The sequence below is a fragment of the Pseudoalteromonas sp. PA2MD11 genome, from assembly GCF_017808125.1.
GTDB classification, from domain to species: Bacteria; Pseudomonadota; Gammaproteobacteria; order Enterobacterales; family Alteromonadaceae; genus Pseudoalteromonas; species Pseudoalteromonas simplex.
In genome coordinates this window covers 252936-265433 of record NZ_JADKNF010000003.1, presented here as the reverse complement: position 1 = coordinate 265433, position 12498 = coordinate 252936, and the positions used below count along the sequence as shown (strand labels likewise).

Sequence of the window (12498 nt, the reverse complement as noted above, 5' to 3'; positions counted from 1 at the left end):
CTTTTGAAATAGTTATTGTTCACTGATCTGTAGTTTATTGTTAAATCGCACATAAACGATTGCTCCACCCTCAGTCTTTAGCTGATGTTTAAAACCGGCAACTGACGAGAAGTAACTACCAGCCTCAATTTGTTTTGCTTCACTATGTTCAACAGATCGGTAGTTAAGCTCGCCGCTGATCAAAACTGCGCGTAATGAACCTCTTTCACTTGTTAATTGCCCATTAAAACCCGCATCAAGTTTAACTAAAACACCTTGTTGATTTTGTTTTTGCCAAAGAGGGGTAAGGGTAACCTTTTTAGAGTCTAATGACGTTAACTCATCACTATTGAACCATACCATGTTGTCTGAATGAAGATTGAGTGAGTGCTCGCCATTATTAAACTGCGCCTTAGAAGGCTTAACCAAATAAGGCCCTTCATCGATTTCAAGGTATATGAGATTGGTCTCAGCCTTAGCAGCTGTTATGTGATTTTGCCCTGCAGGTTGCGTCCAAAATGACCCTGTTGACATCCAATCCAATTCCGCATTTGGGTCATCATTATGCATCAGTCCTTTAATGACAATGCCGCGGTATGAAATATTATGAATATGCGCAGGAGATGAAAAGCCCGGTTTAAAGCGCACTAGCATACCGGTTGCAAAATCTATTGTTCTGTCGCCCCATAAGTTTGCTGCGCCAGGGCTTTTGTCACCACGTAGCGGGTTTAAATATCCCCAGTTTACGGACTCTACGGGGACAAGTTCAGACTGGGGATTATCCAACCTTTTTTCATTAGCATCGGCTAAAAATACAGCAATAAGTACTACACTTGTTGTTAGTGATGATAGCTTTAACATATTAAATTTCCTCTAATAGCAAACCCAAGAGAACTCTCTTGGGGTTACAAATCTTGTTGTTAGCACAGTACTAATTTATTTCTTGTACCTTCATCACTAACTCCGGCCAATTACGCTGATTTTTTATGTCATGCTCAAGGCCTTGCTCATCGGCAATAGTGAAGCGCTTAATTGCAGATGTTTTACTGGTTGCTTGATATAACCAATATGCTTCTGCTTATAATGCCTCCGCAATTGGCTTATCAATTGATTCATATACCATTTGTTTGCATGCATTAATTGATTCAGCAGGAAACTGAGCAATTCGGTTTGCTAGCGTATCAACGTATTCATCAATCTCATCGGGGTTAAGCGCTTTATTAATGGTACCCATGCGCTCAGCCTCATCTGTATCAAAATCACGGGCACTCAAAATAATTTCTAAAGCACGACCTAAACCTGTCTGGCGAGCCATTCTTGAAGCACCGCCACCACAGGGTAAAATACCCATACCAACTTCCATTTGCATAAATTTCAACTTACCACGAGCTGCAAATCGCATATCAAGCGCTAGCGCTAGTTCATGGCCACCACCGCGTGCAAAACCTTCTAGTTTTGCTATTGTTGCCTGCGGCACTTTACTTAAGCGCTCACAAATTGATTGTAAGTCCAGCAGCTTCGCTTCATCGCGTGAAACAACTTCAACTGACATATCTTTCAATAGTTCAGTATCATAGTGGCAAACCCAAGTTTCAGGGTTTGCTGATTGAAAAATAACAACTTTAGTGTTTTTATCTCGCTCTAAACGCATCGCTAAACTATTTAAATCAGCAAGCATTTCTTAGCCCTGAACATTAACTGGCCCAAAATCAAACGTAACAGTTAATACGCCACCAGACTGAATGGTCGTGAATGTTGTAAATCCTTCGTATTTCTTAATTATCCCTAGTGTTTTTATTGGTTGCGGCTGTAAAAAAGCTATCGTAAAAATAAACTCTAAATTTTTACATCTAGACGAGTTAAAACTTCGTCCATCGCCATAATCAAAGTAGTATTTTTTGCTGTATCAAACGCATCTGGATGTGGGTTCGAAAATGCACCAATATCATTATCAAAATAACGGCCAGTCATACCTGTAAATTGGTCACTTAACGCAGCCTTAACTAAAATATCAGCCCCTATAGTCAAATTTTTTCCTTGTGAACCATATGCTTCCTTAACCATTTTGCTTCCTAAAAAAGAGGCTGGATTAACTGCCACTAAAGAAGGAGTATTGTCTGCCCATTGTTTTGCCAATTGTAGCGTCCACATAGTTAGCGCTAATTTACTTTGCGCATAAGCACTGCTATCAGACAATGCTTGCAAACCTTTAAGTGCTGCAATACTAACCGGTGCTTGCGCCGCTGAAGATAGGTTCACTATGCGACTATTTTCATTCATGAAAGCAGATAAAGTTTTGGTCAAAATATAAGGCGCAATCGTGTTTACTAAAAAGCGTACATCTAGACCACCCTCGCCTAGGTTATTTGCTATTTTAAAAACGCCAGCATTATTGATCAGTACATCAATATGTGAATATTTAGCTTTGATCTGATTGGCTAATTCAACCACCTGTTTTAGCTCTGATAAGTCAGCTAAAAACATATCAATTTTTGCACTGCTATAAAGCGCCTCTATCAACTCTTTTGCTTGTTAAAGCTTTTGCTGGCTACGACCATGAAGCAAAAGCGTATGACCAAATGAAGCAAGTTTTTTTGCCGTCTCTAGGCCAATGCCATCTGTAGCGCCTGTTAATAGAATTGTTTTAGGCATACATAATGATTCCTTTTAAAAAGGGGTCAGTGAAGTTAGTCAAAGAAATAAATTCATCACTGCTATGCAGCTGATAAATAAGGCTTACTTTCACATATGAAACTCTCCCCTTTAGTTGCATTTGTCATGTTTAGTTTTACAAATAAAGCTTAAGGCTTTGGGTAAAACGAATAAATAACGTATAAAAAGAATCAGAATTCTGATTTTCTAGATAATTGATGGACACTAATTGCATTAAACTCTTGTGTTAGCGGCTGAGACACTCAACATTAGTGCTGCAGGCAAGCAGTTGGGCCTTACTCCATCTGTAGCAAGTGCTTGGTTAGCCAAATTAGAAATGCAAGTTGAAGCAGACCTATTCCACAGAATGACAAGGAAAGTAACTTTATCACTTGCTGGCATGGAGTTTTTACCTTATGCCAAAGAGATCCTTGCTCAACAAGAAGCCGCGCTTGCAACCTTAGGACAAGGTAACCTTAATATTAGCGGAACATTGAGGTTTGCTGCATCAAGTACGTTTGCGCAGCGCTTTATCATGCCTATTTTGCCAGAATTCCTAGACCGCTACCCAGATATAAACCTTGAACTCATGCTCTCAGTTGGCCAAGTTAAATTAATTGAAGGAGGGTTTGATCTAGCACTGAGAAACCTCGCTGTGGAAGATAGTAGCTTGATTTGCAGACGCCTTGCCAAAGACACTCGGATATTGTGGCCTCACCAGACTACTTGGCTCGTAATGGCATTCCGAGGAATCCTGAAGAGCTTATCCGACATCAATTATTAGTGTTTTTAAATACCAAACCCCGCAAGTTAATTACCCCTAATTGCAGCGATCATTTTAGTTTTCCACCTGAAAAAAGTAAGCCACGCATTTTGTGTGATGATGGCGCAAGTATGCGTATGGCAGCAAAAGCTGGCGTGGGTATCTGTATGAGTTCATTGTGGAATATTCATACTGAGCTAGAAGCAGGTTCTTTAATTCGAGTTTTACCTGATTATCAAATAAGTGATAACAGCGCTATCTGGCTTGTATACCCGAAATCAAATGTACTTACGGCTAAAGTAAGAGTTCTTATAGATTTCTTAGTCGAAAAAATAGGTGACTCGCCAGAGTGGGAAACGATAAATAAAAAATGATTACTCTATTATGAGCACCCTGCACGATTTAATAGCAAAAACTAATACCTATGCGCTTAATTAGGTAGACTATTTTGAGGCAATAAAACCTCGTTGATAACAAAGCAAAAATTTCGTTATTTAGTTATTTTCGGCAATTGCTCCCGCATTGCTCTCCCTTCTGTATCCATGCAGTCGAAAATCAGAAACTCTTAACACAGATAGCAATAGCCTTACATAAAACATAATTAAGTATTGTTAAATAATGATATAGATAAAACTTAAGCAATAAAAATCACGGATTGTCTTTTTAAATGCTATGCTTAGAATTACTAATTAGTAGGTACAAGACTCATGACTCAATCGCTAAAGAAAACTCAAACAAGGCTGAGAGTAAACGCGGTAATTGTGATTATATTAGTCATTCTGCTAACAGTGACTTCATTATTCTTTTACAAGCATGTTGATAACCAATGGCGTGATTATTCCAATACTGCAAGCAACGTTTATGTTTTACATGACACCTTGGTGCAAAGGTTAGGATATGGTGGCTTTATACACCACTTTAAAAATCTAATTTTAAGAAAAAATGTTGATCTTTACCTCCCTAGTATAAAAAAAGAAATTTACGAAATAAAAGTAATACTAGAAAAGCTAGAAGCTGTAGAAAATTACGACAAGCAAGCTCTCGGCGGTGTAAGAACGACCCTAGCTAATTATGAGGAAAAGCTTGATTTAGCGCTCAAAATGATTGAACAAGGCGCTTCTAGTGAAGCTATTGACGACATTGTAAAAGTTGATGATGCGAAAGCCCTTGCAGCCCTATCTGACTTTGAAAGCCACGTAAACACCATGCTTAAGAAAAAGAGTGTGGCGATAAATGAAAACTTTAAATTTGCATATACAGTTCATATTCTAACGATTGTACTTTTGGCTGGTATTTTGCTCTTTTACTTTAAAAAGCTATCTACCTCATATAAAGAGCAACAAGCTTTAACTGATCAAGCATTAGAAGGGGCAAGAATTAAATCAGAATTTCTTGCTAATATGAGTCATGAAATTAGAACCCCCTTAAATGGTATTATGGGTTTACTACAAATCCTGCAACCTAATGTTCAAAAGCCACAAAACATAGAAATTGTCTCAAAAGCTCTTTTTTCATGCCGATCATTACTTACTATTATTAATGATATTTTAGACTTTTCTAAAATGGAAGCGAACGAGCTTACAATCGAAAATGTTAACTTTTCTTTGATAAAAATAGTTGAATCTATAAATTCTGATTTTTTACCTATCTGTAACGAAAAGTCTATCGAGCTAAACATTGATATAGACAAAAATGTCGAAAATATATGGATTGGTGATCCTGTTCGTATTAGGCAAATAATTTTAAACCTAGTTTCTAACGCTGTGAAATTCACAGAGCAAGGTGGTATACAAGTTATTGTAAAGAAAAAAGTAAAAAACTTAATCCCAGGTATCGAGTTACAAGTATTAGACACAGGAATAGGTATGAGTGAAGAAGGTTTGGCAAATCTTTTTCAACGCTTTCAACAGGCTGATAATAGTATTACACGCCGCTTTGGCGGCACAGGCCTTGGCATGTCAATAACAACAAACTTAATTAAACGGATGGGAGGTACTATAGACGTTGATAGTAAATTAGGTGAAGGCACACGCTTTACCATATTTTTACCGCTAGAAATAGCAGAGCAGCAGCAAATCATAGAAAGCTCCCATATAACTGATGTTCCCAATCTTGAAGGTAAAACAGTTCTAATTGCTGAAGATAACCCACTTAATACTATGGTCATTCAATCCTTAATGGCCGAAACAAATGCCAATGTTCAGTTTGCCAAAGATGGTCTAGAGGCTATAGATTTATTTAAAAAAATAAACCCTATGCTCGTCCTGATGGATATCCAAATGCCAAAAATGGGGGGGATTGAAGCCTGTGCACACATTCGAGCATTAAACCCTACGACTCCGGTAATCGCGTTAACAGCAAATGTCATGAAAGAAAATATTATTGAATACAAGAACTGTGGTTTTTACTGCCATGTTGGTAAGCCCGTTGAAAAACATCTGCTCTTTGAAGCCTTGAATAATGCCATTTCACAGCACAGCCAAAACTTATCTGATTAATAAAAACGGCCCCATAATTAGAGCACATGACTCCAGCACTAACAGTTTAAATCCCAACAGCTAGTGTCTGAGAAATGATAAAAAGACACCCATATTAAAAGATAATTAATCACCTACTTTAGAGAGGACTAGAGACATCACGTAATTAGACACCCACTTTTGGTAAAATTAGCATCACGTAATTAGACACCCACTTTTGGTGAAATTAGCATATCAATTGCATTTGACTTAGCGAAAAAGATCGCTCATAGTCGAAAAAATCATCAATACACATAAAATCTAATAATAAACACATCTAATTTGCTTGTAATGAAACTATATAGAGGAAGCTTGCAATGCCTTTCCTCAACAAAACCAAGCTTTAACAAATTAGAGAGTAGCAATTTATTATAAAATGCTATGCAAATGTGGGGAGTGCATTATGAATCGCAAGTCAAAATTAATTTATCGTATTATGTTAGCCTCAAAAGTTAACAACTCTAATAAAGAAATTTCTATTGATAACCTAAAACAGAACTGCTGTCTTTCTGAAACCGAACTACTCAACATACTAAAAGAGCTAGAAATAAAGAAACTTATATGTTGGGATTCTGGCAAGTCAACATTTATGATTTCGAGTTAACTTACTAGTTTTTAAAGTATAATCAACCTAAGATTACTTGCGAAACAAATTGTCAATTGTTTAACGAAAAAGTGAATAAACTACTTTCTGTTTCTCACTCTTTAGAATTACAGCTAAGCTTATAGTGTTCAACTCATGGAGGAGAAGAGCATGGCAACCCCTCGTAGAAACTTAATTAGCGTTTCAAACACGCCTTACTATCACTGTATTTCACGCTGCGTTCGTCGCGCTTATTTGTGCGGGCAAGACCCACTAACAGGTCGTTCGTATGAACACCGGCGCGATTGGGTTGAAAAGAAACTACTTCAACTTGGTCGTATATTTTGTATTGATATTTGCGCCTACGCGGTTATGAGTAACCATACTCATCTAGTACTTCATATTGATATAGCAAAAGCAAAGCGTTTGAATAATAAAGCGATTCTGATTAGATGGCACAAGTTATTTAAAAGTACATTCCTTTGCCAACGATTCTTAAATGGCGAATTGCTAACACAAACCGAGCTCGCTGCGGTTAATGCCAGAGTAAATTTATATCGAGAACGGCTCAGCAGTATTAGTTGGTTTATGCGCGTTCTTAATGAGAGTATTGCACGACAAGCAAATCAAGAAGATGAGTGCAAAGGACGCTTTTGGGAAGGTCGCTTTAAATCACAAGCTTTACTTGATGAAGCAGCTCTTGCAGCTTGCCTTGCTTATGTAGATTTAAATCCTGTTAGAGCAAAAGCGGCTGATTTACCTGAGCAATCTGACTACACCAGTATTAAATCTAGAATTAATGCAGCTCAAAATAATAAGCAACCGAAATCACTTATGCGCTTTGCAGGTAAACCACGTAAACATATGCCTAAGGGACTACCATTTGAGCTCAAGACATATCTGCAACTTGTAGATTGGACAGGCCGTTCAATACGAGAAGATAAGCCAGAGAACATCCCAGAAAATGCGTTACCAATACTTGAAAGACTAGATATTTGTACTGACAACTGGCTTACACTCACCACTTCCTTTACTCGCTCGTTTAAAAATACGGCTGGTAAAGAGCAAGCAATCACAGCTTACACAAATCACATGAAACGAAAACGAAGAAGCTCTATTAGCACTAGTCGTGCACTATTTACCTAAACCGAAACTCGAAAATGTTTAAAGTAGCCTGCCTTTGAGCTAAGCTTGCCCAAATCAGGCGCTAATCAGACAATGTCTACAGAATCACCTAAACATAACATTTATCTGTAAATTAATTTAGAACGACTAAGCAAGTCGGCTTTAAAATTAGTTATTAAAATACCTACAAAAGTGGGTGTCCGAATAACTTTATTACCTGTACCTAACCAGCTGTGTCATCTTCAATCAAATCATCAACATTGAGCCTGAATTTATATTGTTTAACTTGGGTGTATAGATAACCTTAAAATGGATGTCTTGATAACTTAAGAAATAAAAAGCTCAAAGAAAGTTAGATTAATACAAGAATAAAAGATTGGTTCTAAAAAAATTTAAAAGGAATTTAAATGAAATAAGTCACCCAAATAGAATTTTGGGTGGCAGTCTTACCAGCCGCATCTCGGCACACACATCACACGCTGTGGCTGCTCCCTTCCGGGCCTGACCAGATTCACCTGCTAGTGTTGCGAGAGGACCAATAAGACTACCATTGAGGGCCTTGTTTGGCGCGGGAGGGATTATCTCTACTTTTAGCCAGTTATTCAAGGGGTATTCGAAAAAGAAAGTGCGATTGCATACTTGGTATACAATCGCACTGTCATTAAGGGGGTTATCGCTTACTTTTCAAGTTCAGCTTTAATGTTGCGCAGCGCGGCTTTCACTTTCTTCATATTTTCTGGGCCCATACGCAGCAGTTGTTTTTGCGCATCGGGTAAGTTTTCCCACTCAGAGTAAGCATATTGATAAGTAACTGAGTTACGAACGAGTGGCATATCACCTTTTGGCTCTGGCGTATCAAGCAGTACATCAATCGCTTCTTCTAACGTGCCTGTGAATGCATCACCTTCGTAACCAATTTCTGCATAAGCTTCACTGATAAGGGGTTTATATTCATCATACATACGAATAACTTGAGCAGCGCTTAAGCTAGTAAATAGTTTTACGTAAGGTGTATAGCGCTCATAGCTATTTGGGTCGATTGTTAAAATATCGCCCTCAATAACTTTAAACGACTCTTTAGGGCGTTCTACAGGTGCATGGCTAACTGCCACTTTACCTTTTGCGATGTTATCAACGTACACAACACCACGGCGAATAAGGTCATCAGTCACCATTAAGCTCATCACTTGGTCGCTTAGTAACTCATCCATACGAGCAACAACCACTTCATCGCTTTCACTTAACGTTGGTAATGGCTCAACTTCTGGAACTGGCTCTGGAGTGCGCTCTGGTGCAGTATCTACAACAACGGGCTCTGGCTCAGGCTCTGTCACTTCAGGTTCTGGTTCAGGCTCTTGGTATTCAACAACAGGTACTTGTTCGACAACAATATCTTCAACTACTTGAACTGGTTTATCTTCAGGCTTCAATAAAATAAACGCTGCCACACCCGCAACAAGGATAAGCACAACCACCGCAAAAATCAGGTTGTTATTTGATGAACCCTTTTGTACTTCAGGTTCTGACGAATGCTCTGACATAGACACTCCCTTAAAAATAAAACAGATAAAATACGAAAAAACCATTTAGCCTTAAGCTAATCTTTGCTTCTTCTAGCTTAAAGACTTACAGTTGATAAATAAAGTAAAGACGCACAACTATTTAAATGCAACCATGAGCAGTAAGTTAAAAAAAACACAGCACTCTAAAATCGCTTTATTACTAACAGGTGGTGGCGCGCGAGCGGCTTATCAAGTTGGTGTGCTTAAAGCGATAACGCAAAGCATGCCTCGTACAGCACCGCTGCCCTTTACTATTATTAATGGGACATCAGCTGGCGCAATTAATTCCGCTGCATTAGCATGTTATGCATCGTGTGCGCATTTAGCATGCAAAAAACTTGAATGGGTGTGGAAGAATTTTTCGACCTCTCAGGTTTATAAAAGCGACTTTTTAAGTGTGTTTTTGCATATTACCCGCAACATGCTTACAAGTTTTCAATCTGAACATATAAATCACCCACCAGCGAGTTTACTGAACAATAAGCCGCTGCGAAAACTGCTACACGAAATACTCGATTTATCACGTATCGAACGAAACCTGCATAAAAACTACCTAGATGCAGTGTCGATTACTGCTTCGAGCTATACCACAGGTGACTCTGTGGCATTTTTTCAGTCACTTACACAAAAGCCGTGGCGCAGAGCAAAACGTGAAGGACAAGCAACCCGCATAAATGTTGAGCACTTAATGGCGTCGAGTGCCATACCTATGGTGTTCCCAAGTGTGAATGTGTATAACCACTATTTCGGCGACGGCTCTATTCACCAACTTTCGCCACTGAGTCCGTCGGTTCATTTAGGTGCTGAAAAAATCTTTATTATTGGTGTTGATGAACCAAAAGAACTGCATCCGCCGGGTTATCAGCCTCATTACCCTGGCCTTTCCAATATTGCTGGTCACTTACTCGATAGCGTCTTTACCGACACACTTCAGTCTGATTTAGAACGTTTACAACGTATCAATCGCACGCTGAGCCTATTACCTGCACGCGACAAACACCAAGAGCTTAAACAAATCGAAACTTGCGTGATCAATCCATCGCAAAACTTTAATGCAATCGCAGCTCAGTTTTATGATGACATGCCCATGGCAATTAAGGTGTTACTACGTATGATTGGTGTTAAGAAACGTTCGCAATCGAGTTTAACAAGCTACTTACTGTTTGAAAAACGTTATACCCAAAAGCTCATAGAAATTGGCTACCAAGATGGCCTTAAAAAGCTACCTGAAATTCGTAAATTTTTAGAGTTGGAGTAGCTAATCGCTACTCCATACCGTCGAGTAAAAACCGTTCGACCCGCTCTACTCGGCGAGGCTTACCTTGCAACACTAAAATATCACCTGCCAATAAAATAGTTTGTGATGAAGGTGCGTCAATTTCACGGTCTTGTCGGCGCAGCGCTCTAACCGACACACGGCGCTGCTCAAGCTTAAGCTCACTAATTTTCTGATTAACCGCATAAGCGTGTTCTGGCAGAGCTATAACATGTAAATACTCAAGCCTATCTGAACTTGCCTCTTCGCCATCAAGTTTATCACCCGTGAAAAAGCCATTTAAAAATTTATAACGATTGCGCCGCTCTTTACTGACTCGGCGTATGATCCGTGTCATCGGCACACCAGACATATAAAGTACATGCGAAACTAACATTAAACTTGCTTCAAGGGTTTCTGGTACCACCTCAGTAACACCGAGTTCTTTAAGCGTTTCCATTTCGGTATCATCGCGCATTCGTACCAATATCTTTACATCAGGTGCTATTTGTTTGATGGCATCAACAACTATTTGCGTTTGCTCAAAATCGGTAAAGGTAATAATCACCAACCTTGCACGCTCAACGCCCGCTGATTTTAAAATATCTTTTTGATTCACATGGCCAAATATAACCGGTTCACCAGCAGCTTTCGCTTCTTGCAATAAGATAGGGTTACTTTCGACCGCGACGTATTCAATTGCTTCTGGCTTTAAAAAGCGCGCAACAGTTTGCCCTACACGGGAGAAACCACAAATAACGACATGATTTTGATACAAAGGGCTACTTGTCGCGGGCTGTTGCCAGTACTGTCCTGCATGGCTTAAAAGGCCAAGTTTTTTGAGAATAAGTGGTGTTTTTTCAATTAAGTAAGGCGTTAGCGCCATCGAAAGCACGCCAACTGCAATTAAAAACGAAGCTTGCTCTGAGCTTATCAGCAAATGCTGCGAAGCAAGTGCAATTAATACAAAGCCAAATTCTCCCATTTGCCAAAGCATAATACCCGCTGATACCGCATCTTGCTTACGCTCCCCCATCACTTGCGCAGCAATCGCAAGCACCGCAATTTTAAATAGCAATAAGCCAATTAATACCGCGATGATCCAGTACCAGCTATTAAATACATAAAGTACATCTAGCTGCATACCAACAGTCACAAAGAATAGCCCCATTAATATATCGCGAAACGGTCTAATATCGGCTTCTAGTTGGTGACGATAATGGCTTTCTCCTAACATCATGCCGGCTAAAAAGGCGCCTAACGCCATCGATAAACCAAATAGGTAAGTCAGGCCTGCGGCAAACAAGGCAACCAATAAAGTCGTTAGCATAAATAGCTCATCGGTTCTTACCAGCGCTATTTCGCTAAACACTTTAGGCAAAATCCATTTACCTATGCCGAACAATAAAAGACACACTAAAGCACCTTTAGTAAGTGCAAAAGCCAATGCACCGGCAATTTCTTCAGAGCCACTTTGGGCTAGCAAGGGGTAAACAATGAGCAGAGGGACAACAGCAATATCTTGAAACAGCAACACCCCTATTGCCAACTGGCCGCGGCGCTGGTTTAAATCTCCAGATTCTTTAAGTAGCTTCACCACCACCGCCGTTGAAGACAGCGCCATTAAACTAGCAATAGTAAAACTGTTTAAAAGGCTGTGCTCTAGCAGCAGTAAAATTAGCATAAACACTATGCTGGTTACCACGACCTGTAAGGAGCCAAGACCAAATACAATATTGCGCATCGCCATTAAACGCGGCAATGAAAACTCAAGCCCTAAGCTAAACAGTAAAAATACAATGCCGAGCTCAGCAACAAAGTGCATTTCATGGCTTTGCGCCATCCAGCCAATACCATGACTCCCCGCCAGTACACCTGTCGCAAGATAAGCAAGAATGGGTGGTAAACCAATTCGCTTGAAAAACCAAACAAATAATACGGCAGCGACAAGCAAGCCAAACACTTGGATCAGCACATTTTGCAAGCAATCAACTCCCTAGACTTAGTGACAAAACTGGTTTCTCTTTTAAATATAGCAACCTTCTGTTTTTCGGCCAGTTTAA

General features: G+C 39.4%; 6 protein-coding genes, 1 other RNA gene and 3 pseudogenes. 4 read left to right on the top strand and 6 right to left on the bottom strand.

Annotation, left to right across the window (positions count from 1 at the left end; genetic code table 11):
- Positions 1-12 precede the first annotated feature (12 nt).
- The 3 genes and pseudogenes from ISP07_RS05945 to ISP07_RS05935 all read right to left on the bottom strand — a co-directional run bounded on the left by ISP07_RS05945 (position 13) and on the right by ISP07_RS05935 (position 2631).
- Complete coding sequence (locus ISP07_RS05945) at positions 13-840, bottom strand: DUF4437 domain-containing protein (RefSeq protein ID WP_209327086.1); 828 nt, start codon at positions 838-840, stop codon at positions 13-15.
- Between the two features lie 70 nt (positions 841-910).
- A pseudogene (locus ISP07_RS05940) lies at positions 911-1759 on the bottom strand (enoyl-CoA hydratase/isomerase family protein).
- A gap of 56 nt (positions 1760-1815) precedes the next feature.
- Positions 1816-2631, bottom strand: a pseudogene (locus tag ISP07_RS05935) (SDR family NAD(P)-dependent oxidoreductase).
- Between the two features lie 244 nt (positions 2632-2875).
- Between ISP07_RS05935 and ISP07_RS20775 the strand changes: the two are divergent.
- The 3 genes and pseudogenes from ISP07_RS20775 to ISP07_RS05915 all read left to right on the top strand — a co-directional run bounded on the left by ISP07_RS20775 (position 2876) and on the right by ISP07_RS05915 (position 7639).
- A pseudogene (locus ISP07_RS20775) lies at positions 2876-3768 on the top strand (LysR substrate-binding domain-containing protein).
- Positions 3769-4101: 333 nt separating this feature from the next.
- Positions 4102-5892 (top strand): ATP-binding protein, encoded by a 1791-nt coding sequence (locus ISP07_RS05920; protein WP_209327083.1) that lies wholly within the window; start codon positions 4102-4104, stop codon positions 5890-5892.
- A 772-nt stretch (positions 5893-6664) separates the two neighbouring features.
- Positions 6665-7639 carry a transposase gene (locus tag ISP07_RS05915; RefSeq protein WP_209327082.1) on the top strand — a complete coding sequence of 325 codons (975 nt, stop codon included), beginning with the start codon at positions 6665-6667 and terminating at the stop codon, positions 7637-7639.
- A 423-nt stretch (positions 7640-8062) separates the two neighbouring features.
- Here ISP07_RS05915 and ffs read toward each other — a convergent pair.
- Positions 8063-8159, bottom strand: an RNA gene (gene ffs, locus ISP07_RS05910) — signal recognition particle sRNA small type.
- Positions 8160-8295: 136 nt separating this feature from the next.
- Positions 8296-9159: a DUF3014 domain-containing protein gene (locus ISP07_RS05905; protein WP_209327081.1), complete on the bottom strand. Its 864-nt coding sequence runs from the start codon at positions 9157-9159 to the stop codon at positions 8296-8298.
- A 133-nt stretch (positions 9160-9292) separates the two neighbouring features.
- Here ISP07_RS05905 and ISP07_RS05900 point away from each other — a divergent pair, with 133 nt between their 5' ends.
- Positions 9293-10438 carry a patatin-like phospholipase family protein gene (locus ISP07_RS05900; RefSeq protein WP_138599329.1) on the top strand — a complete coding sequence of 382 codons (1146 nt, stop codon included), beginning with the start codon at positions 9293-9295 and terminating at the stop codon, positions 10436-10438.
- 7 nt (positions 10439-10445) lie between these two features.
- Here ISP07_RS05900 and ISP07_RS05895 read toward each other — a convergent pair whose 3' ends face one another.
- Entirely contained in the window at positions 10446-12419 is a 1974-nt protein-coding gene (locus ISP07_RS05895; RefSeq protein ID WP_209327080.1) for a monovalent cation:proton antiporter family protein, read from the bottom strand.
- Positions 12420-12498: the final 79 nt, after the last annotated feature.